Annotated in this window: 17 protein-coding genes; 11 read left to right on the forward strand and 6 right to left on the reverse strand. The window is 69.5% G+C overall.

Annotated elements, in window-relative coordinates:
• Positions 1–90: 90 nt before the first annotated feature.
• From ACFWMR_RS02490 to ACFWMR_RS02520, 7 genes are all read left to right on the forward strand, one after another.
• Positions 91–3,129 carry a non-ribosomal peptide synthetase gene (locus ACFWMR_RS02490; protein ID WP_378376398.1) on the forward strand — a complete coding sequence of 1,013 codons (3,039 nt, stop codon included), beginning with the start codon at positions 91–93 and terminating at the stop codon, positions 3,127–3,129.
• A complete protein-coding gene (locus ACFWMR_RS02495) occupies positions 3,126–8,546 on the forward strand; it encodes a non-ribosomal peptide synthetase/MFS transporter (protein ID WP_378376400.1) in 5,421 nt (1,806 codons plus the stop codon). Before ACFWMR_RS02490 ends, ACFWMR_RS02495 begins: the two co-directional genes overlap by 4 nt.
• Positions 8,543–9,814, forward strand: coding sequence for an ATP-grasp domain-containing protein (locus ACFWMR_RS02500; RefSeq protein ID WP_378376402.1), 1,272 nt, complete (start codon positions 8,543–8,545; stop codon positions 9,812–9,814). Before ACFWMR_RS02495 ends, ACFWMR_RS02500 begins: the two co-directional genes overlap by 4 nt.
• Positions 9,811–11,088 carry an ATP-grasp domain-containing protein gene (locus tag ACFWMR_RS02505; RefSeq protein ID WP_378376404.1) on the forward strand — a complete coding sequence of 426 codons (1,278 nt, stop codon included), beginning with the start codon at positions 9,811–9,813 and terminating at the stop codon, positions 11,086–11,088. Before ACFWMR_RS02500 ends, ACFWMR_RS02505 begins: the two co-directional genes overlap by 4 nt.
• Positions 11,085–12,020 (forward strand): TauD/TfdA family dioxygenase, encoded by a 936-nt coding sequence (locus ACFWMR_RS02510; protein WP_378376406.1) that lies wholly within the window; start codon positions 11,085–11,087, stop codon positions 12,018–12,020. Before ACFWMR_RS02505 ends, ACFWMR_RS02510 begins: the two co-directional genes overlap by 4 nt.
• Before the next feature lie 729 nt (positions 12,021–12,749).
• A complete protein-coding gene (locus tag ACFWMR_RS02515; protein WP_378376408.1) occupies positions 12,750–13,088 on the forward strand; it encodes a hypothetical protein in 339 nt (112 codons plus the stop codon).
• Positions 13,089–13,341: 253 nt separating this feature from the next.
• A complete protein-coding gene (locus ACFWMR_RS02520; RefSeq protein WP_378376410.1) occupies positions 13,342–13,932 on the forward strand; it encodes a hypothetical protein in 591 nt (196 codons plus the stop codon).
• A 44-nt stretch (positions 13,933–13,976) separates the two neighbouring features.
• Here the strand turns inward: ACFWMR_RS02520 and ACFWMR_RS02525 are convergent, their stop codons facing one another.
• Together ACFWMR_RS02525 and ACFWMR_RS02530 are read right to left on the reverse strand one after the other, a co-directional pair.
• A complete protein-coding gene (locus ACFWMR_RS02525; protein ID WP_378273611.1) occupies positions 13,977–14,615 on the reverse strand; it encodes a CoA transferase subunit B in 639 nt (212 codons plus the stop codon).
• Position 14,616: 1 nt separating this feature from the next.
• Positions 14,617–15,390, reverse strand: a complete 774-nt coding sequence (locus ACFWMR_RS02530) for a CoA transferase subunit A (protein WP_378273612.1) — start codon at positions 15,388–15,390, stop codon at positions 14,617–14,619.
• A gap of 103 nt (positions 15,391–15,493) precedes the next feature.
• On the opposite strand from ACFWMR_RS02530, the gene ACFWMR_RS02535 reads away from it, so the two are divergent.
• Positions 15,494–16,264 carry an IclR family transcriptional regulator gene (locus ACFWMR_RS02535; protein ID WP_378376412.1) on the forward strand — a complete coding sequence of 257 codons (771 nt, stop codon included), beginning with the start codon at positions 15,494–15,496 and terminating at the stop codon, positions 16,262–16,264.
• 24 nt (positions 16,265–16,288) lie between these two features.
• Here the strand turns inward: ACFWMR_RS02535 and ACFWMR_RS02540 are convergent, their stop codons facing one another.
• From ACFWMR_RS02540 to ACFWMR_RS02555, 4 genes are all read right to left on the reverse strand, one after another.
• Positions 16,289–17,179 (reverse strand): helix-turn-helix transcriptional regulator, encoded by an 891-nt coding sequence (locus ACFWMR_RS02540; RefSeq protein WP_378376414.1) that lies wholly within the window; start codon positions 17,177–17,179, stop codon positions 16,289–16,291.
• Between the two features lie 61 nt (positions 17,180–17,240).
• On the reverse strand, positions 17,241–18,044 hold the full coding sequence (locus tag ACFWMR_RS02545) for an SDR family oxidoreductase (RefSeq protein ID WP_378376416.1): 804 nt from the start codon (positions 18,042–18,044) through the stop codon (positions 17,241–17,243).
• Between the two features lie 327 nt (positions 18,045–18,371).
• On the reverse strand, positions 18,372–18,593 hold the full coding sequence (locus tag ACFWMR_RS02550) for a hypothetical protein (protein WP_093936756.1): 222 nt from the start codon (positions 18,591–18,593) through the stop codon (positions 18,372–18,374).
• Positions 18,594–18,788: 195 nt separating this feature from the next.
• The gene (locus ACFWMR_RS02555) at positions 18,789–19,271 is read right to left on the reverse strand and encodes a DUF6326 family protein (protein WP_378376418.1); all 483 of its coding nucleotides are present in this window, start codon (positions 19,269–19,271) and stop codon (positions 18,789–18,791) included.
• A gap of 162 nt (positions 19,272–19,433) precedes the next feature.
• Here ACFWMR_RS02555 and ACFWMR_RS02560 point away from each other — a divergent pair, with 162 nt between their 5' ends.
• The 3 genes from ACFWMR_RS02560 to ACFWMR_RS02570 all read left to right on the forward strand — a co-directional run bounded on the left by ACFWMR_RS02560 (position 19,434) and on the right by ACFWMR_RS02570 (position 22,631).
• Positions 19,434–20,576 (forward strand): sensor histidine kinase, encoded by a 1,143-nt coding sequence (locus tag ACFWMR_RS02560; protein WP_378376420.1) that lies wholly within the window; start codon positions 19,434–19,436, stop codon positions 20,574–20,576.
• Complete coding sequence (locus ACFWMR_RS02565) at positions 20,573–21,229, forward strand: response regulator (protein WP_378376422.1); 657 nt, start codon at positions 20,573–20,575, stop codon at positions 21,227–21,229. The genes ACFWMR_RS02560 and ACFWMR_RS02565 overlap by 4 nt, the downstream gene beginning before the upstream one ends.
• 229 nt (positions 21,230–21,458) lie before the next feature.
• Complete coding sequence (locus tag ACFWMR_RS02570; protein WP_378376424.1) at positions 21,459–22,631, forward strand: hypothetical protein; 1,173 nt, start codon at positions 21,459–21,461, stop codon at positions 22,629–22,631.
• Positions 22,632–22,672 lie beyond the last annotated feature (41 nt).

The following is a 22,672-nucleotide window of genomic DNA, read 5'->3' on the forward strand; positions in this document are numbered from 1 at the left end:
GTGGTAAGGCCGGTTCTAACCGTCCTTACCACTCACGACCACCTGGACCCACGCCTCACCCACGCTCGACCTCTCACTGAACAGGACATCATGAGCGACACGAAGGAATGGACGTTCCCGGCCTCGTTCGGGCAGGAGCGGATCTGGCTGTCCGGCCAGCTCGACCCGGCGTCCCCGGTGTACAACCTGCACTGCCAGGCCCGGCTGGACCGCCCGCTGAACGCGGAGCAATGGCGCACCGCGCTCGGTGTCATCGTCGGGCGGCACGAGGCGCTGCGCACGTCGTTCCGCATGGAGGGCGGCGCGCTCATGCAGGTCGTGCACGCCGAGGTGCCGATCGAGCCCGAGGTACACGACCTGCGGGACCTGCCGGCCGATACCCGCGATGAACGGCTCGCCGAACTCGTCGGTGGTGTGTCGCGCGGGGCCATCCCACTCGACTCGCCGCCGCCCTGGCGCGCCCAGGTGTGCCGTATGGCCGACGACGAGTGGGTGCTCACGTTCGTCGTGCACCACACCGTGTTCGACGCCGGTTCGGTGCTGGTGCTGGGCACGGAGCTGAGCGAGGCGTGCGACGCCGTGTTCGAAGGTCGCGAGCCGAAGCTGCCCGAGCTGGCCATCCAGTACCCGGACTACTCGGCCTGGCAGCGCGGGCAGCTCGAAACCTCCAGCGAGCAGCTGGACTACTGGCGCGAGCAACTCGCCGGGCTGCCGCCGGTGCACTGCCTGCCCACCGACCGGCCGCGGCCGTCGGAGCTGACGTTCGCCGGTGACCAGGTGCGTTTCGCCCTCCCGGACGGCCTGATCGACCGGGTCGGCGAACTGAGCAGGGAGCTGTCGGCGTCGCCGTTCATGGTGTTGCTGGCCGGCTACGCGGCACTGCTGTCGCGACTGTCCCGAGTGGACGACATCGTCGTCGGCGTCCCGGTCGCCGGCCGCGACCTTCCCGAACTGGCCGACCTGATCGGCATGTTCGTCAACCAGATGGCCGTGCGTGTCGACTGCTCGGACGCCCCCGCGTTCACCGAGCTGGTCGGCCGGGTCCGGACCACGCTGCTGGAGGCGATCGACCACAGCCAGGTGCCCTTCCAAGCGGTCGCCGAGGCGGCCGGGGGCGAGCGAGACCCCGGCGTGCAGGCGCTGTACCAGCTCGGGTTCAACTTCCTGCCCGACTCGGGGCTGGAGCCGGTCCGTTCGGCCACCGCGAAGGACGACATCGCGATCGACCTGACCGCCGTGGACGGCAGGCTCGTCTACCGCACTGACCTTTTCGACCGCGAGACCGCCGAAGCCATCGCCGAGCGCTACCTGCGGCTGCTGACCGCGGCGCTGGCCGACCCGGCTCAGTCCGTCGCGGATCTGCCGCTGCTGTCGGACGCCGAACGCGAGCTGGTCCTGACCGACTGGAACTCCGCGGAGCTGTCCATTTCGGACACGACGGCCGTGCACGCCCGGTTCGAGGAGCAGGTGCGGCGGACCCCGGACGCACCCGCCGTCGACTTCGACGGGGTTCGCCTGACCTACGCCGAGCTGAACGTGCGAGCCAACCGCGTCGCACACCGGCTGCGCGAGCTGGGCGCCGGTCCCGGCACCGTCGTCGGCGTGTGCGTGCCGAACTCGGCGGACCTGCTGACCGGCGTGCTCGGGGTGCTGAAGAGCGGCGCGGCCTACGTCCCGCTCGACCCGGCCAACCCGGCTCCCCGGCAGGCGCTGATCCTCGCCGACGCAGGTGTCCCGTTCGTGCTGGTCACCGGTGAGTCCACAGTGGACACCAAGTCGCTGGCCCTAGACGATCCGGCCGAATGGTCCGCCGCGGCCACCGAAGACCCCGGACCGGCGGCAGGGCCGGACGACGTCGCCTATGTGATCTACACGTCGGGCTCGACCGGGCGGCCCAAGGGCGTCGAGGTCGAGCACCGGGCCGTCGACACGTACCTGGCGTGGGCGCGTGAGGCATACCCCGGGCTGGCCGGACGGGCGTTGCTGCACACGTCGGCGTCGTTCGACCTCACCGTGACGACGCTGCTCGGCACCCTCACCGCCGGGGGCGCGGTGGTCGACGGCGGCCGCCCGACGTTCGTCAAGGCGACCCCGACGCACCTCGCCGTCCTCGCCGAGGAGCTGTTCCCGACGGGTGAGCTGGTGCTCGGCGGGGAAGCGCTGACCGCCGAGGCCGTTCAGCCGTGGCGGGAGCGGCATCCCGGCACGCTCGTCGTCAACGAGTACGGCCCGACCGAGGCCACGGTCGGCTGCGTCGTGCACCGGATCGAACCCGGGGACGCGCTGCCTTCCGGACCCGTCCCGATCGGCCGCCCGGTGCCCGGCACCCGCGTGTACGTCCTCGACGAGCGGCGGCAGCCGGTGCCGCCGGGTGTCCCGGGCGAGCTGTACGTCGGCGGGCCGCAGCTCGCCCGCGGCTACCTCGGCCTGCCGGACCTGACCGCCGAAAAGTTCGTCGAGGGCCCGTCCGGCCGGGTGTACGCCACCGGCGACCTCGTCCGCCGGCGTCGTGACGGCACGCTCGACTACCTCGGCCGCGCCGACGAGCAGGTGAAGCTGCGCGGCTACCGCATCGAGCCCGGCGAGGTCGAAGCGGCGCTGCGTGAACTGCCGGAGGTACGGGACGCGGCCGTGGCGGTCCGCGGCGACACACTCGTCGGCTACGTCGTCGGCGGTACCGAGGGAGCGGCCGAGGCTCTGCGGAAGACCTTGCCGGACTACCTGGTGCCGACCAGGTTCGTGACGCTCGAAGCGCTGCCGATGGCGGCCAGCGGCAAGCTCGACCGGGCCGCGTTGCCGGATCCCGAACCCGGCGAGGCGACGGCGTACGTCGCACCCCGGACCGCGGCCGAGGAACTCGTCGCCGAGGTGCTCGGGGAGCTGCTCGGCATCGACGACCTCGGCGCGCACGACGACTTCTTCGCCCGTGGCGGCAACTCGCTGCTGGCGATCCGCGCGATGGCCCGGCTCCGCAAGCAGATCGAGGTCGACATCCCGGTGCGGGGGCTGTTCACCCTCACCACCGTCGCCGGGCTCGCCGCCGAGATCGAGCGGCGGCTCGCCGAGGACCTCGACCAGCTCAGTGACGAAGAGGTCCAGCGGCAGCTGGCCGAAGGCGGGCACTCATGACCACGATCGACGAAACCAGCGCGGCCGCGCGCCGCGCCCTGCTCGAACGGCGGCTGCGACGGCGCGCGGAACCGGCCGCGACCATCACGCCGCGTCCCGGTGACGCCGTCGTCCCGCTGTCGTATCAGCAGGAACGCGTCTGGTTCATGGAGCAGTTCGCGCCGGGCACCGGGTCGTACCACATCCCGGTGCCGATCCGGCTGACCGGGCGGCTCGACATCGCCGCGCTCCAGTCCGCTTTGGACACTCTGCCGGTGCGGCACGAGGCGCTGCGGATGCGGTTCCCGGCCGGGGACGACGGACAGCCGACGGTCCACATCGAACCCGCGGTCACGGTCGTTCTGTCCATTGTGGACGCCGGTAGCGAGGAGGCGGCCCGCGCCGTCGTCGACGACGCCGCGGCCGAGACGTTCGACCTGGCCGTGGGGCCGCTGCTGCGGGCGACGCTGGCCCGGGTGTCCGACGAGGAACACCTGCTGGTCTTGTGCACGCACCACATCGTGGGCGACGGCTGGTCGGTCGACCTGCTGCTGCGCGACCTCGCGGCGCAGTACCACGCCCTGAGCACCGGCGGCACTGCCGAGCTGCCCGCGCTGAGCATCGGGTACGGCGACTTCGCGCACTGGCAGCGCCGCACGCTCACCGGCGGCGAACTCGACCGGCAGCTGGAGCACTGGAAGGCACAGCTCACCGGGGTCGAGCCCCTGGAGCTGCCCACCGACCGGCCCCGGCCCGCCAAGCAGAGCTTCGACGGCGCGATCCACGAGTTCTTCGTCGAGCGCGATCTCGCCCGTGCCCTCGGCGAGCTGAGCCGCGAGCACGGGGTCACGCTCTTCATGACCCTGCTGGCCGCCTACCAGGTGCTGCTGTCGCGGTACTCGGGCCAGGAGGACTTCGCGATCGGCTCGTCGTCGGCCGGGCGCGGCCTGCCCGAGCTGGAGGGCGTGGCGGGCATGTTCATCAACATGCTGCCGCTGCGCGCCCAGCTGGCGGGCGACCCGACGTTCGCCGAACTGCTCGAACGCACCCGGCGGCATGTGCTGGACGCGTTCGAGCACGCCGACGTCCCGTTCGAGCGGCTGGTGAACGCGCTCGGCGTACCCCGCGACGTCAGCCGCTCGCCGGTGTTCCAGGCGATGTTCGTGTTGCAGAACTACGAGATGGGCCGGATGGGCGCGGCAGGGGAGTCCGAAGTGGACTTCCGCTGGCTGCCGATGGATCTGCCCGCGACCCGGTTCGATTTCGAGTTCCACGCGATCGAGCTCGAACGCGGGCTGATCGGCAAGTTCGTGCACAACACCGCGCTGTTCACCGCGGACACGGTCGCCGGGATGGCCGGGCGGCTGGTCACGCTGCTGAGCTCGATCGTCGCCGACCCGGAGCGGCGACTGTCCGAATTGGACATCCTCGACGCCGGGCAGCGCGAGCTCGTCCTGGAGGACTGGAACGCCACGACGGCCGAGTTCCCGCAGACCACGCTGCACGCGCTCGTCGAGGAGCAGGCCGCCCGGACGCCGGACGCGCCCGCGGTGACCTTCCGCGGCGCGTCACTGACCTACCGCGAGCTGGACGAGCGGGCCAACCGGCTCGCGCACCGGCTGCGTGGGCTCGGTGTCGGACCGGGCGTGCTCACCGGGGTGTTCGCGGAACGGTCGTTCGAGCTGGTCGTCGCGCTTCTCGGTGTGCTGAAAGCCGGTGGCGCTTACGTCCCGCTCGACCCGGAGTACCCGGCCGACCGGCTGGCGTTCATGCTGCGGGACGCGGCCGCGCCCGTCGTGCTGACGCAGGCGGCGCTGCGCGAAACGCTGCCGCCGGGGGACGCGACCGTCGTTGTCTTGGACGACCTGGCCGGGCAGCCGGTCACCCCGCTTGAGCCGCTCGCCGGACCGGAAGACCCGGCGTACGTCATCTACACCTCGGGCTCGACCGGACAGCCGAAAGGCGTGCCCAACGGTCACCGCGGCATCGTCAACCGGCTCGACTGGATGCAGCGCGCGTACCGCCTCGACGGCACCGATTCGGTGCTGCAGAAGACCCCGGCCGGTTTCGACGTGTCGGTCTGGGAGTTCTTCTGGCCGCTCATCACCGGCGCGCGGCTCGTGCTCGCCGAACCCGGCGGCCACAAGGACGCCGCGTATCTGCGTGAGCTGCTCGCGTCCGAAGGCATCACCACCGCGCACTTCGTGCCGTCGATGCTCACGCTTTTCCTTTCCGAACAAGGTGTCGAGAACTGTGCGGCGCTGCGGCGGGTGGTGTGCAGCGGCGAGGAACTGCCGCTCGACGCCGCCCGCGAGTTCACCCGGCGGCTGCCGGACTGCGAGCTGCACAACCTCTACGGCCCGACCGAAGCCGCCATCGACGTCACCTCCTGGCACTGCACGCCCGCCGCGCTCGCCGAGGTCGCGTCGGTGCCGATCGGGGCGCCGATCCAGAACATCCGGATCTACGTCCTCGACCGCGCCGGGCGGCCGTGCCCGGTCGGCGTGCCCGGCGAACTGCACATCGCCGGCGTCGGCCTCGCCCTCGGGTACCACAACCGTCCGGAGCTGACGGCCGAGCGGTTCGTGCCCGATCCGTTCCACAGTGGACGGATGTACCGCACCGGCGACCTCGCGCACTGGCGCCCGGACGGGACGATCGCGTTCCTGGGCCGGATCGACCACCAGGTCAAACTGCGCGGCCTGCGCATCGAGTTGGGGGAGATCGAGACGACCTTGCGCGCCCAGCGGGATGTGCGCGACGCCGCCGTGATCGTGCGCGAGGACACGCCGGGGGACAAGCGGCTGGTCGGGTACGTCGTCGGCGACGCCGAGCCCGGCGCGCTGCGGGCGGCGCTCAAGCAGAGTCTTCCGGACTACATGGTCCCGCCGTCGTTCGTCGCGCTCGACGAACTGCCACTCACCCCGAACGGCAAACTCGACCGCAAGGCACTACCCGCGCCGGTCGCGTCCCGGGACGCGACCAAGGAACTGGTCGCGCCGTCGACCCCGGTCGAGATCCTGCTGGCCGAAATCTGGCGGGATGTCCTCAAGGTGGACGAACTGGGCGTCGACGACGACTTCTTCGACCTCGGCGGCCACTCGATGCTGGCCACCCAGGTGGTGGCGCGGATCGGCAAGGCGGACGCCGGTCAGGTCGGGGTCATGGACCTGTTCCAGCACCGCACGATCCGTGAGCTGGCGTCCTTCATGGACGGTGACGACGCCGACCGGCCGCGGCACCTGCTGTACGAGCTGACCAAGCCGGCGAAGCAGCGGACGCTGACCTATGTCTGCTTCCCGTACGGCGGTGGCAGCGCGATCGTGTACCAGCCGCTGGCCGACGCGCTCCCGGAGGGCCACTCGCTCTACTCGGTCGCCATCCCCGGCCACGACGTCGGGCTGTCCGAGGAGGCCGTGCCCTTCGACGACCTGGTCGAGCGGCTGGCCGACGAGATCCTCGACCGTATCGACGGCCCGCTGGCCATCTACGGTCACTGCGGGGTCGGCAACGCGCTCGCCGTCGCCGTCGCCCGCCTGCTCGAAGAGCGCGGCCGCGAGCTGGAGGTCGTCTACATCGGCGCGATCTTCCCGTTCGCCCGCATGAAAGGCGCGGTGGGCACGCTGCGCACGCGGCTGGAGAAGCTGCGCAGCAACCGGTACTACTCGAACTGGCTCAAGGGCATGGGCGTCGACACCGACGACCTCGACCCGGCGCAGGCCGACCGGATCATCACGAACATGCGCGCCGACAGCCGCGCCGCCGAGGAATACTTCAGCGGCCTGCTCGACGCCCGCGTGGCCAAGCTGCGCGCGCCGATCGTGTCGGTGGTCGGCTCCGAGGACCCGGTCACCGACTACTACACCGAGCGGTACCGGGAGTGGGAGTTCCTCACCGACACCACCGCGCTCGTGGTGCTCGACCAGGCCGGGCACTTCTTCCTGCGCTACCGGGCCGAAGAACTCGCGGAGATCGTCACGCGCGTGCATCCGGCGCTGGACGATCCCGGCGAGCTCGACGTCCGGGTGCGCGGCGAAGACGCGGCCTGGGCGGTGCACGAGACCCATCGGGCGGTCGTGGACGACAAACCCGAGGTGCGGCCGAGTATGGGCCGGTTCGTCACGATCACGATCGGGCAGCTGGTGTCGTCGACCGGCTCCGCGCTGACGTCGTTCGCGGTGCCGATCTGGCTCTACACCCGCACGGGGTCGGTCGCCGACCTCGGCCTGCTGTGGGCGCTCGCGCTGCTGTTCGGCGTACTCGTCCTGCCGGTGGCGGGCGCGCTGGTCGACCGCGGCGACCGTCGCCGGATCATGATCGCGGCCAGCAGTATCGCGGGCGGGATCCAGCTGATCCTGGCGTTGCTGCTGGCCACCGGGCACGTCCAGCTGTGGTTGTTCTACGTGCTGATCCCGCTCGGGTCGGTGGCCTCCTCGTTCCAGCGCATCGCCTATCAGTCGTCGGTGGCGCAGCTGGTGCCGAAGCAGTACCTCGGGCACGCGATGGGCCTCGCGCAGCTGTCCAACGGGTTCGCCCAGTTGCTGATGCCGGTGCTCGCCGCCGGGCTGCTGGCGGCGATCGAGCTGTCCGGCATCCTGATCCTGGACATGGCGAGCTACGTGTTCGCGATCGTGGGCCTGCTGCTGGTGCGGTTCCCGGACATGATGGGCTGGCGCCCGCGCGAACCGCTGCTGACGGCGATCGCGGGCGGGCTGCGGTACTCGTGGAACCACCGCGGCTTCCGCACGATGCTGCTGTACTTCGCGCTGGCGAACGTCTTCCTCGCTCCGGCGCTGGTGCTGGTCTCGCCGCTCGTGCTCTCGTTCGGCTCGGTCACCGACGTCGCGCAGGTGGCGCTCGCCGAGGCCCTCGGCGCGGTGGCCGGCGGGATCGGGATGGCGCTGTGGGGCGGCCCGCGGCAGCGCCGGATGGTCGGCGTGCTCGCCGGCAACGTCGGGATCGCGCTCGGCAGCCTGGTGATGGGCCTGCGCCCGTCGCTGATCGTCGTCGCGGCCGGGGTGTTCCTCCTGGCCGCCGCGATGGCCGTGTCGCAGGGCATCTACGCGACGCTCGTGCAGGTCAAGGTGCCGCAGCGGTTCCACGGCCGGGTGTTCGCGATCAACCAGACGATCACGTGGTCGACGCTGCCGATCGGGTTCGCCGTGCTGGCGCCGCTGGCGGTCGGCTGGTTCTCGCCCCTGCTGGCGCCGGGTGGTGCGCTGACCGGGTCGGTCGGCGCCGTGCTCGGCACCGGCGAGACGCGGGGCATCGGGCTCGCCTATGTCGTCTTCGCGCTGATCCTGCTGCTGATCAACGTGGGCGGGTTCTCGCTGCGGCGGCTGCGCCGGTTCGACACCGAGGTGCCCGATTCGCTGCCCGACGATCTGGTGGGGGCGCAGGAACGGGAGCGCAAGCTCGCCGGGAAGGATGCCGCATGAGTACGGCAGTGCTGGTCAGGGAGGCCCGTGGGCACTGGGTCGGCGAGGTCGCGCCGTCGATGCGGGCGGCCGGGCACCGCGTGGTGCTGCTCGCCCCGCCGATGGACGCGGCCGAGCGTGCCGCACTGGAAGGCGTGGTGGACGACGTCGTCGCGCTCGACGACGTCCACGACCCGGAAGCCGTCGCGGCGAAGGTGCGGGAGATCGACGGCGGCGCGCTGGCCGGCCTCTTCACCGGCTCGGACGGCGCCATCGCGAGCACCGCCCACGCCGCGGAGCTGCTCGGGGTGGCGCGCTGCCCGGCGTCGGTGTTCGCCATGTGCGCGAACAAGTTCGCGGTCCGGGAGGCCCTCGCCTCGGCCGGGCTGCCCGGCCCCGCGTACGCCCTGATCTCGTCGGCCACCGAGGCGGCGTCGGTCGCCGCGGCGACCGGGCTCCCGGCGATCGTCAAACCGGTCAACGGAGCGGGCAGCAACCTCGTCCGCACCGCGTCCACTGTGGACGAACTGGCGGCCGCGTACGAGCTGCTGGCCGCGCGACTGCCCGAGTCCGCGGATCCGCGCTACCACCGTCCATTAGGGACACTGGACCCTTCGAAGACGTTCCTCGTCGAAGGGTTCCTGAGCGGTCCGGAGTACGCGGTGGACGTGCTGGTCCGCGACGGCGTGGCCGAGCCGGTCGAGATCCTCGACAAACCGCTGATCGACGAGCGGAAGTTCGAGCTGGCGCTGTCGTGCCCGCCCGCCGGGCTCACCGCCGACCGGGCCGAACTGGTCACCGCGGCGGCGATCGCCGCGGTCCGCGCGCTGGGTCTCGACAACACCTGCGCCCACGTCGAGCTGATCGACGACACCGACCGCGGTCCGACGATCGTCGAGGTCAACGCGGGCAGGCCCGCCGGATCGATCATGCCGCTGCTGGCGAAGCTGCGCACCGGCATCGACGTGTTCGCCGAGCTGGCGGCGCTCGCTGTGAGCGCTCCGCCGCCGGTGCGGGAACCCGCGAAACTGCCGATCCCGCTGGGCATGCTGATCCTCTACGCGGCCGGTTCGGGCCGGTTGACCGGCATCGGCGGGCTCGACGAGATCGCCGAGCTGCCCGAGGTCATCGACGTCGTCACCACCGTGTCGCCGGGGCAGGTGCTCACCGACGAACAGGAGACCTACGCGGTCAACCTCGTCGTGGCCGGGTTCGCCGATCACGACGACCTCGCCGCCCTGCACGCGGAGGCGAGCAAGCTCGTCCGGCTGGACCTGGAGGAAGTGTGAACACCGCGTTCGTGGTCCGGGAGACCGCCGGGCAGTGGATCGCCGACGTCGTGGCCGCCGTGCGCGCGACCGGGCTGGGCGTCGAGCTGGTCACCCAGCCCCTGGAACCGGCCGAGCAGTCGCGGCTGACGGAACTGGTGGACGGCTTCGTCGTCGTCGACGACGTCCGTGACTCCGAAGCCGTCGCCGGGGCGATCCGGGCGCGGACCGCGAGCCCGGCCGGAGTGGTGACCGCCGCCGAAGGAATCATCGCGAGCGTCGCCCGAGCGGCCGAGCTGCTCGGCGTCGCACGCTGCCCCGCCTCGGTGTTCACCGTGACGCACAACAAGTTCGCGGTCCGGCAGGCGCTGGCCGCGGCCGGGTTGCCGGGGCCGCGCTGCGCCCTGATCTCGTCGGCTGACGAGGCGGAGTCGGTGGCTTCGGCGGTCGGGCTCCCGGCGATCGTCAAGCCGGTGAACGGCGCGGCGAGCAATCTCGTGCGTACGGTGTCCACTGTGGACGAGCTGGCGGCGGCGTACCGGCTGCTGGCCGAGCGGTTGCCGCTGTCGGAGGACGCCCGGTACCACCGGCTCGTCGGTGGCGGGCCGTCGCCGATCGACCCGGTGAAGGTGTTCCTCGTGGAAGGGCTGCTGCGCGGCCCGGAGTACGCGGTCGACGTCCTGGTCCGCGACGGCGTCGCGGAACCGGTGGCCGTGGTGGAGAAGCCGCTGATCGACGAGCGCAAGTTCGAGCTGGGCATGGTCTGCCCACCGCTCGAACTGTCCGAAAAGGACACCGAGCGGCTGTTCTCGGCGGTGACGGCCGCCGCGCTCGCGCTGGGCCTGGACAACACCTGCGCGCACGTCGAGCTGATCGACGACGCCGAGCTGGGCCCGGCGATCGTCGAGGTGAACGCGGGCCGCCCGGCCGGTGGCGCCCAGCCGGTGCTGCTGAAACTCGCGACCGGCGTCGACGTCGTCGCCGAGGCCGTGTCGCTGGCACTCGGCACGCCACCGCCCGCGCGGGGTGCGGGCCTGCCGGTGCCCGTGGGTTACCTGATCTTCTACGCCGAGGGCACCGGGCGGCTGGTCCGCGTCGACGGTACCGACGAGATCGCCGACCTTCCCGAGGTCCTGGAGGTCGTCACGATCGTGCGTCCCGGCCAGCTGCTCACCGACGACCAGGAGATCTACGCGGTGAACGTGCTCGCCGCGGGGTTCGCCGACACCGAAGACCTCGCCGCGCTGCACGCCGAGGCCGCCAAGCTGATCCGATTCGAACTGGAGGAGTCATGACCGCCGAACTCGCGGCGAACCTCGGCCACATCGAGGGAAACGAACACACGAAGATCACCGTGTACGCGGCCACGGGCCTGGACTGGGTGCGCGCGCACCGCGAAGTACTGCAGGACCGGCTGCGCGAGCACGGCGCGATCCTGCTGCGGGGGATGCCCGCCGACGTGGCGGTGTTCAACCAGGTCACCGAGGAGATCGGCGGCTCGCTGCTGACGTACACCGAACGGTCGACGCCGCGGTCGGTGGTCGCGGGCAACATCTACACCTCGACGGAATACCCGCCGGCCGAGTCGATCCCGATGCACAACGAGAACTCGTACTCGGCGCACTGGCCCGCCCGCCTGTTCTTCCTGTGCGACACGGCGGCCGAAACCGGCGGCGCGACGCCGATCGCCGACAGCCGCGCGATGTACCGCCTGCTGCCAGCGGACCTGCGCGAGCGGTTCGAGGGCGGTGTCACCTACACACGGGCGTTCCGCGAAGGCCTCGGGCTGACCTGGCAGGAGGCGTTCCAGACCGAAGACCGCCAGGCGGTGGCGGACTACTGCGCCGCCAACGGCCAGACGTACGAATGGACCGACGAGGGCCTGCGCACGCGGCACGTGCGCCCGTCCTTCGTCGCGGAACCGCACACCGGCGCGACGGTGTGGTTCAACCAGGCCAACCTGTTCCACGTCTCGAGCCTGGGGGAGGAGGTCAGCGAGGCGCTGCTGGAGCTGTACCCCGAGGAGGACCTGCCCCGCAACGCGTCCTTCGCCGACGGCTCGCCGATCCCGCGGGCGGACCTGGACACGATCAAGGCGACGTACGACGAGGTCAGCTACGCGTTCCCGTGGCAGCCGGGTGACATCATGGTGATCAACAACATGCTGATGGCCCATGGGCGCGAGCCGTTCACCGGCAAGCGGCGGACCCTGGTCGCGATGACGTGACCTGGCTCGGGCTCCGAAGGCGACGGCCATAGCGCCAGTCGCCTTCGGAGCCGAGGTGCCCGACCAGCGCTCCGCCGTCGTCCGTGATGGCCGGAGCCGCTGTCACGCTTTCCCGGTTGCCATCATGACCAGTAATGGGGAACGGGAATTCCCGCCGGTTTTCTCCGCCGTTTTCCGAAAGCGCGGATCGAGAACCCGGCCGAGGACCGGTTCGAGGCGATCGTGGCCAGTCACCCGGTCAGTGGGCACCGGGCTGAGCTGAGTGCCCGATCCGCGACCGCTGTCCGGGCCGCGGACACCCGGTCGGTAGTGGTTTGTCACCCGATCGAGGAAAGAGCCCGCTCGCCGCGGAACGGATTTTCCACTCCGATTCCGATGCCCTGTCAGCCTCACCGTCGGCGTTACGCTTGGTGCGATTTCTCGCGGCGGTGCCGGTCCGCCTCGATGCGGCAAAGCTGATGGGACGTCGTTTCGTGCCGGAAGTGAGACTGGAGCACCTCCTCGGACTTCTCATTCCGGGGATCATGTACGCTTCCGGACTCAGGAAAGGGAAGTCCACTTGGGACACAGGTGGATATTCGCTTTCTCGCGGCAGTCCGGGAATTGCCGCTCGATGGCACGCGGCGGCCGATTCCGTCGCTCCGCAGGACCGTGTTGTACCGTTCTCCCCAGCTTCTGAAACGATCAAGGCGCTATCGGGAAGGGGTTGCTGACACTGTGAGCCCAACCATGTTCGAGACGGCAGCGCGTCCACCTGCGCTGACACCGACGTCGCGGAACCCGGGTTTCTCCGGTCGTGACGAGCTCCTGGATCGGCTCAGCAGGAGGATGGGCCGCGGTATCGCCAAGGTTTTCCCCTCGGCATTGCACGGTCTCGGTGGTGTCGGCAAGACGCGGATGGCCGCCGAGTTCATCGACCGGCATCCGCGGGATTACGACCTCGTCTGGTGGATCGCCGCTGTCGACCACTGCGGCAACGCCCTCCGGTTACACCGGCCGATCCAGCCGGTCCTGCGCGATCGGGTCATGGCCGCCGTCATCGGCGATACGGAGATCAATGTCGAATGAATAGTCCAGGGAAATATGGAAAGAGAGGCACTCGGACTGCTGTAACAGTCCGAGTGCCGGGAACAAAACCCGGTCGCGTCCAGGCAACTACAGGAGAAGTTCCGTGAAAAATGGTACCACCCCAAAAGGGAATGGGGGCGCAGGGTGCCCGGAAAAGAGCTGGTCAGCGCCTGTTTCGAAGATCGCTCGACTGTTCAAGAGCCGGATCGCCGAGCGGGCGTCGAAGCACGGTTCGCAGAATCGGCTCGCGGTGGTGGTCGACGTGGAGGGGTTCGGGGACCGGCATCGGACGAGACCGCATCAGCGCGCGGTACGCGACGGGCTCTACGTCGTCATGGAGGCGGCGTTCGCCGCGGCGGGGGCGGCGTGGAAGGACTGTTACCGGGAAGACAGGGGCGACGGGATGTTCGTGCTCGTCCCGGTCGGCGTGGACAGGGTGGCGTTCATCGAGGCGCTGCTGCCTGTGCTGGTGACGCGGTTGCGGGTGCACAACGACGCGCATGTGGAGGCACAGCGGATCCGGCTGCGGATCTCGCTGCACAGCGGTGAGGTCGTCATCGACGAGCACGGGGTCACCTCGACGGCGTTGGTACACGCTCACCGGCTGTGTGACGCGACTCCGCTGAAGGTCGCGCTCGCGGCGTCCCCGGGCGTACTGGCGGCGATCGCCTCCGCCGAGGTCTACGACGACGTCATCCGTCATGCCGCCGGTGCCGCCCCGGATTCCTGGCGGCAGGTGCCGGTCGAGGTCAAGGAGACCGCCGCGACGGGCTGGGTTCATTTGCCCGACCACCCGTATTTGGCTGCTCTCGACCCGGGCCCGTCGGACACCCATACGGCGTGAGCACCGGCTGCCAGGACCGTTCCTGGCAGCCGATGCCCGGGTGCCTATCCGACTTTGACGCGAAGGCGCGGTTCGGTCTTCTCCTGCACCTCGTCGGCCGTGACGCCCGGCGCGAGCTCCACGAGGTCGAGCCCGTCGGGCGTGATGTCGATGACGCACAGGTCGGTGATGATCCGCTGGACGACGCCGAGGCCGGTGTAGGGCAGCGAGCACTCGTCGACGATCTTGTGGGCGCCGTCCCTGGCGACGTGCTCCATCAGCACGATGACCTTCTTCGCGCCGTGGACCAGGTCCATCGCGCCGCCCATGCCCTTGACCATCTTGCCGGGGATCATCCAGTTCGCGATGTCACCGGCCGCGGAGACCTGCATCGCGCCGAGGATCGCGGCGTCGATCTTGCCGCCGCGGATCATGCCGAAGGACATCGCCGAGTCGAAGAACGAGGCGCCCTTGCGGACGGTGACGGTCTCCTTGCCGGCGTTGATCAGGTCCGGGTCGAGTTCGTCCTCGGCAGGGTAGGGGCCGACACCGAGGATGCCGTTCTCCGACTGCAGGAAGAGCTCGACGTCGTCCGGCACGAAGTTCGGCACCAGGGTGGGCAGGCCGATGCCGAGGTTGACGTAGTCACCGTCGTGCAGTTCGGCGGCGGCCCTGGCGGCCATCTGGTTGCGATCCCACGCCATGTCAGGCCTCCTTCGCGTCCGCGACCCGCACGGTTCGCTTCTCGATCGGCTTGTCCGCGGCCTGTTCGGGCGTCAGCGGCACCACCCGGTGCACGAACACGCCGGGCAGGTGGACGGAATTCGGGTCGATCTCGCCGGGTTCGACCAGGTTCTCGACCTCGGCGACGGTGATCCGCCCGGCCATCGCGGCGAGCGGGTTGAAGTTGCGGGCGGTGTCCCTGAAGACGAGGTTCCCGTGCCGGTCGCCCTTCCACGCGCGCACGAGCCCGAAGTCGGCGATGATCGCGTGTTCGAGCACGCATTCCTTGCCGTCGAAGCTCTGCTTCTGCTTCGGCGGGCTGGACTTCTCGACGTTCCCGGCGGAGTCGTACTTCCAGGGCAGGCCACCGTCGGCGACCTGCGTGCCCGCACCGGTGACGGTGAAGAACGCGGGGATGCCGGAACCGCCGGCGCGCAGCCGTTCGGCGAGGGTGCCCTGCGGTGTCAGCTCGACCTCCAGCTGGCCGCCGAGGTACTGACGGGCGAACTCCTTGTTCTCCCCGACGTAGGAGGAGACCACGCGACGGAGGCGACCCGCGCCGAGCAGGACGCCGAGGCCCCAGCCGTCCACCCCGGCGTTGTTCGAGACGACTTCGAGGTCCGAGGTCCCGGCTTCGTACAGTGCGCCGATGAGGACCGCGGGTACCCCGCACATCCCGAAACCGCCGACCGCGAGGGTTGCGCCGTCGGGGATGTCGGCGATGGCATCCGCGGCTGATCCGATCACTTTGTCCACCCCGCCATGACACCGTGCGTCGTACACGTGGTCAATGAGTGAACGCCTACCACCTGTGGATTGCTCATCTGACGAGCACGTGAGGTGGGGTAGTGTTCACTGAGTGGACGCCCCTGGAGACCTTGTCGGCCGGATTTATCAGTCGCTGCGCGCGGTCGCGGAGAACGAGCCGGACGGTGCGACGACCACGACGATCGCGCGGGAAGCGGGATTGCCGCGGCCGACCGTGCACCGGCTGCTGACCTCGCTGCGGGGAGTGGGCCTGGTGGACCGGACGCCGGACACCGATCACTGGGTGCTGGGCCCCGAGTTGTACTTCCTCGGCGTGGCCGCGGCGCGGCGGTACGACGTGACGGAGGCCGCCCTTCCCGCGGTCCGGCGGCTCGCGCTCGCCACGGGGGAGAGCGCGTTCTTCTCCGCGCGGCGCGGGGAGGAGACGATCTGCCTGATCCGCGAGGACGGCGCCTTCCCGATCCGCAGCCACGTCCTCTACGAGGGTGCCCGCTTTCCGCTCGGGGTCGTGTCCGCGGGCATGGTGATCCTCGCGCACCTGCCCCAGCGGGAGGTCGACGACTATCTCGGCGCGGTCGATCTGAGCGCGGAATACGGCGCGCAGCACGATGTCCGGGCGATCCGCGCGCATGTCGCGGCCACCCGGACGAACGGTTACGCGCTGAACCCCGGGCTCGTCGTGGAGGGCAGCTGGGGGATCGCCGCCGCCGTCTTCGACCGTGCAGGGTCGCCGCGCTGGGCACTCAGCCTGACCGGCGTCGAGCATCGGTTCGGTCCCGATCGCCTTCCGCAGCTGGGTACATTGCTGTTGCAGGAGGCCCACGCGCTCTCCGAAAGGCTGGCGCGCGGGACCGCTCAGTAGGCCATCGACTGCCTCGAAGGAACTTCAGCCGGGTGACTGAATCTCGGTCGCCGTCTTCTCCTGACCGGCCGCCCATGACGCCAACAGGGCCAGACCGTCCGCAGCCGCGGTGCCGGTGGACGCGGTGTAGACGGTCAGGAGCAGGCCGGGGTCGGCCGGCAACTCCATCGATTCGACGTCCAGGTCGAGCCGGCCCACGACCGGATGGTGCAGGCGCTTGAGTCCGGACCGGTGGAGGCGAACGTCCTGAGACGCCCACCGCCGCCGGAACAGCTCACTACGTGTCGACAACTCGCCGACCAGGGTGATCAGCTCCTCGTCGTGCGGATCGCGGCCGGCCTCCATGCGTAGCTTCGCGGCCACATCGCGGGCGATGCGGTCATAGTCGACGAAGAACGTTCTCGCCGCTTCGGGATCCAGATACACGAACCGCGCGGTGTTCGCCGGCCGTCGTGTGCCGGCCAGCACCGGTGAAAACAGTGCGCGGGCAAGATGATTCGTGGCCAGCACGTCATAACGGCCGTTGCAAATCCACGCCGGCGCGTCGGTGATGGCGTCGAGCACCTGCCGAAGCGCCGGACGCACCGTCGAGGCGGGGCGCCGGCGGCGTGGACCGCCAGGCGCCCTGGACTGCCGCGCGAGGTGGAAGAGGTGATCGCGCTCGGCCTCGTCGAGGTGCAAGGCAGAGGCCACCGCGTCGAGCACCCCGTCGGAGGCGCCGGCGAGGCTGCCGCGCTCCATCCGCACGTAGTAGTCGACCGATATCCCTGCCAGGAGAGCCACCTCTTCGCGACGCAGACCTTTGACCCGGCGGTTGCCACCGTAGGCGGGCAGTCCGGCCCGCTCTGGCGCGATCCGTGCGCGACGCGAGCGGAGGAATTCCTTGATCTCGGTGCGCGGGTCGATCTTGGTCACCCCTTCACCATAGGCTTTGCCCGCAGGCGGAGGGAGGTTCTGCCGGTACCCCCGACAGCGCCTAGGTACCCGACGCGGTCGTGGCGATGCCACCGTCGACAGGGATGACGGCGCCGGTGAGGTAAGAGCCGGCCCGGCCGGCGAGGAACACGGCGATGCCCGCCATGTCGTCGTCGCGGCCGATCCGGCGCAGAGGGGTCTTCGCCGCGATCGTGTCGCCGATGGCCTCGATCGTGGCCGCCATCATCTGCGATGGGAACACTCCTGGTGCTACCGCGTTCACGGTGATGTGCTGGGGGCCCAGTTCCCTGGCCAGCACCCTGGTGAGTTGATGGAGTGCCGCTTTGCTGCCGGCGTAGGAATAGTTGGGCGACTCGGCGACGTGGATGGCGGCGATACTGCCGATGTTGACGATCCGCGCGGGATCATCGGCGGTGCCCGCCCTGCGAAGTGCCGGGAGCAGTGCCTGTACCAGCCAGAACGGCGACTTGAGGTTGAGGTCGATCACCGAGTCCCAGGCCTCGTCCGGGAACGTCTCCAGCGGCTCGCGCCACATCGCTCCCGCGTTGTTGACGAGGATGTCCAGGTGTTCCGAGTCGGCCCCGACAAGATCGGCGAGACGCCGGCACTCGTCGTGCCTGGACAGGTCGGCGGGGATCGCTCGAACGTCGCCGAATTCGGACAGCAGATGCTGCGCCTCGGCGCACGCGTCCTTGTTGCGTGAGCTGATGACGACGCGGGCACCCGCCTGCAGAAGGCCGCGCGCCATCATCAATCCGATGCCCCTGGTGCCGCCGGTGACGAGTGCGTGTTTCCCGCTCAGATCGAAACGGTCCGCGTGAGGGGTGGATCGGCTTTCCGCCATTGTTTTTCGTTCCTTCTGTCGTGGAAGCATGTGCAGCGCTTTTTCCTGGTGTGTTGTCGGAGCTGCTGCTCAGGAGCCGACTCAAGAAGGTTGACAGGTGTTCCGGACGTCTGGGAGTCCCTGCTGATTCAGGTACTGTGAGAGCCCCTTTGTGGTTCCGGGGCCTTTGAACGGCAAGGCAATACGGCGTGATCGAGTCTCCTGCCGAGCAGGGACTTCGTGGCACGGTCTGAACTGTTTCGCGGGAGCCGACCGTGGAGGAATCGGGACGCTGAACGTCCCAATTCCTCCACGGTCATGCCGGTCGTCGAACTCGTGCGAAAGGACCTATTCGGTACTCCGGCGTTCGATCACTTCCGTGGCTCCATTCTTGCTGAACGCCGCCCACAGATTGAACCCGACGATGGCCACGCACGCCGCCGCCCATAGCCAGATGAAGCCGTTGCCGCGGCCGATCCCGTTGACGAACACGACGACAAGCATCCCGATGCCGATCAGCGCGCCGACGATCGCGACGGGCTTGGACGGTTTCACACGGTACGAAGCCACTGTTCGACTCCTTGATCAAGTTTGCGAGGTGAGGAGCAGATGCCCGCGTCATCCAGCCGCCAAACCCGCGCGCGCCGGATCGCGGGCGATGTTGCGCCGAACGCTCCAATCGCGTTAGGCCGAACGGGAAGGCTGGAGTGCGAACCTATCCGCTGGAGAGTGCTGGACGGTGGCTGGGCTTGGGTTTCGGTCTTTCTACTGGGCGCGAACGGTTTCACGGCCCGGGCTGGTGGCCGTGGACGCCGGCGGCGTGGTGCGGGGCCAGGTCCAGGCGTACCGCAGGATGAGGACGAGAACGATCAATTCCAGTGCGACGCCGAGGCCGTAGAAGTATCTCCAGGATTCGCCCACCGCGTTGAACGCCGCGAAGGGGACCTGTATCGAGGCCACGATGAGGTTCGTGGTGCGGTTGGCCCGGGCGGGCAGGGTCATCGACAGCACGACCATGAGGGTCGGGATCGCCATGAGCGTGAGGAAGACGGTGAACAACGTCTGGCTGATGTCGAACTCGAAGACGACGCCGGCTTCGATGTCTTTGATGACGCCAGGTTTGAAGAAGGCGAGGATGTCCACGTAGGCGTACAGGAGCACGAGGCTCGTCCACGCCGCGGCGAGTTTGGCTCTCACCGGGATCCGCTGCTCGTCCAGTGTGGTCGTGGTGGGTCGACGTGTTCTCATCGTGGGCTCCGTTGTCGTGGTGAGGATCGGTGGGCCAACGATCGCCGAGCCCGGCGGCGGGCACATCGTCGTCGGGGCCGGACACGCCCCGGCTGTGAGGAGGAGCGGCGTCTCGTTCTTTCGGTCGGTCCCCGACGCCTCGGCGGTCCCTAGGCTGGGTGCGTGACCACCCATGCCCTGCGCTCGCTGTGGGCCGAGCCGCGCGCCACGAACGCTCCCGAACGGGTGTGGCGCGACTGGGTGCTGGTCGGGGCGTTGATGGTGACCGCGCTGCTCGAGGGACTTCTCCGGGACGACGTCGCCTGGCGGCCGTTCGCGACGATCGTGGCGGCCGGACTCGCGCCGTTGCTGCTGTGGCGGCGTACCCACCCGTTGGCCTGTGCAGGGGTGGCCTTCGGCATCGCGATGGCGTTGGGACTGGCGAGCCTGCTGGGCGGGGCTCCGAGCGTGGGCCTCGACACGATGATCTACGTCCTGGTGTTCGTCTACGCGCTGGTCCGCTGGGGCTCAGGGCGCGAGATCGTGATCGGGCTGGTGGTGGTGGCGATCGCCGCGGGAATCGGTATGGTCCCCGACCACATCGGGCCCACCGAGATCTTCGGCGGGTTCGCCATCCTCGCGGCGGCGGCGGCGGGCGGAGCGGCGTTCCGCTATCGCGCCGAGAGCCGGCGCCGGGAGCTGGACCAGATCCGCGGCCAGGAGAGGGTCGGTCTCGCGCGCGAGTTGCACGACATCGTCGCCCACCACGTCTCGGCGATCGCTGTGCAGGCGCAGGCGGGCCAGGCGATGGCCGGGCAGCGACCTGAGGCGGCACTCGAGGTGCTGGCGGCGATCGAAGGGGAAGCGTCGCGGACGCTCGCGGAGATGCGGGCGATGGTCGGCGTGCTGCGCGATGGAGCGCCGGTGGGGTACGCCCCTCAGCCCGGTGTTGCCGACCTGGTCTCCCTCGCCAGACGTGCCCCGGTTCCTGTCGTCGACGTGGAGTTGCCGGACGCCCTGGACGAACTTCCGCCCCAGATCGACGCCGCGGTCTACCGGCTGGCGCAAGAGGCGCTGACCAACGCCCTGCGGCACGCCCGTAACGCCTCGCGTGTGGAGATCCGGGTCGTGGAGGGCGCGGGAAGGTTGCGACTACGCGTGACAGACGACGGACAGATCGACCCGGCACGGTCGGTGAACCACGGCTTCGGGCTGCTGGGGATGACCGAGCGTGTGCAGCTACTCGGCGGCACGCTGGGTGCCGGGCCGGCACCCGAAGGCGGGTGGACGGTCGACGCCGAACTGCCGATTAAAGTACGCCGATGACGGTGCGCGTGCTGGTGGCCGACGACCAGGATCTGGTGCGCACCGGCCTTTCGATGATCCTTGAGGCTCAGCCCGGCATCGAGGTCGTCGGCCAGGCCGCCGACGGCCACGCAGCCGTCGAGCTGGCGCAACGGCTCCGCCCCGACGTGTGCCTGGTCGACATCTTGATGCCCGGACTCGACGGCATCGAGGTCACCAAGCTCCTCGCCGGGCGGGGCGTCCCGGACCCGATCGCGGTAGTCGTGATCACGACCTTCGACCTCGACGAGTACATCCATGGTGCGCTCCGGGCCGGCGCCCGAGGCTTTCTGCTCAAGGACGCCGGGACGGCGCTGCTCGTCCAGGCCGTTCATGCCGCTGCCGTCGGCGATGCCCTGATCGCGCCGAACATCACCCGGCGACTGCTGGCCACGCTCGCCGCCAGGGAACCGGCGAGCCGTCGGATCCAACCGATCGAGCCGCTCACCGATCGCGAGGAGGAGGTACTGACGCTGGTCGCCCGTGGCCGCACGAACGCCGAGATCGCCGCCGAGCTGTACATCGGCTTGACGACCGCCAAGACCCACGTCGCCAGCCTGCTGACCAAAATCGGCGCCCGAAACAGGGTCGAGATCGCGATGTGGGCGTACGACACCGGCAGGGCGGGGGACTGAACCGAAAGCTCATGCCGCTGATCGATCGTTGGTGGTTCGAGCGGAGAGCTTTCGGGCACCGGATGCTCGGGGCCAAGGACCCGCTTGCGGCGGGCACTTACGCTGGCTTGGGTTTCGGCGTCTCCGCAGGCAGTCGCGTGATCGGTGTCTCCGGGTGGAGAGTCCGGTATGCGTCCCGAATACCCGGTCGGCTCGCTAAGATCTGGTGATCGCCGAGGGGGGTGATCGCGTGTTCGAGCGCTATCTGGCCGACTACCGCTACTTCGCGTTGTTCGAAAACCAACGCGGCATGTCTGATATCGGCAACGCCAAGGGCCTGTACCGCAGCATCGGCGCTCACGACGAGCAGAAGTACGTCGGCCACGGTGTGTGGACGCAAAGCCGCGGCTTGGCGGAAACCGGCGACCGGAACTCCTATGAGGACTACCGCGAGGTGAGCGCCGCAGAGCTGGAGTGGCTCAGGCAAGTGGCCGACGACCGCGCGCCTGCGAAGCATGAGCCGCGGGACGGGTTCGAAGGCGGCGGCTTCGCGGTGTTCCGGCACGAGGCCGACATGATCGACCTGCGCTCCGCGTACGCCGTGGTCGACGAGTTGCTGCCGGAACATCGCTACGCGTTGCCGCTGGCGCCCTTCGAGCGGGACAGCCTTGCGGGCATCGTCGCTCTGCTGGCGGCACGGCGGCGAGCCGAACAGGTGGACGGTCACCACTACTTCGCGGAGTTCGAAAAACTGAGCGAAGTCGCGGATATCGGCCGCGCGCACGCGCTGATCCGCTGCCCCTCAAGCGGCGACGGCGAATGGGAGACCTACTTGCAAGAGGGTGCGTGGGTGCGGGGGAAGGAGCCGCGCGACAGGGTCGTGCTGCCGGTCGGCCGCGACGATCTGGAACGGACCATCCGCGGACGAGAGATCGCTGGGGCAAGGTACTTCGACGTGTGGCACGGCCTCGCCACCAAGAACGGGTACTACGTCCACGATCTCGTTCGCCGCACCGGATCGGTCGACGAGACTCCCGACGACCTCGGCTGGCGGCACACCGACGTGCTCGGGCGGCTGGAGCCCGGCTGGTGGGTGGTGGAGTTCAGCGAGCGACACTTCCGCATCGCACGCGACGTCGCTGCGATGACGGGAAGATCGCGCGCCTTCCGCAGCCGCGCCCACGACTACCGAGCAGTCTTCCGCAGAGGGGACGATATCCACGATCTCGGCAATGTCCTCTTCCTGGCCAAGCGCCTGCCGAACCCGTATGAACTCGAATACGAGCTGTGGACACCGGACGGCTGGCAGCCGACCAGCAACCTGCTGCTCGAGTACACCACGCTCCCGATCTCCGAAGAGGAGTTCCAGCGGCTGGCAGCGTCCCACCCAGGTGAGCCGAAGACCGACGACCTCAAACCCTGAGACAGTCGCGGTACGAGCGCCAACTCACCCGAACGCGCCAG

The sequence above is a fragment of the Amycolatopsis thailandensis genome (assembly GCF_042723255.1).
In the GTDB taxonomy this organism is placed as follows: domain Bacteria; phylum Actinomycetota; class Actinomycetes; order Mycobacteriales; family Pseudonocardiaceae; genus Amycolatopsis; species Amycolatopsis thailandensis.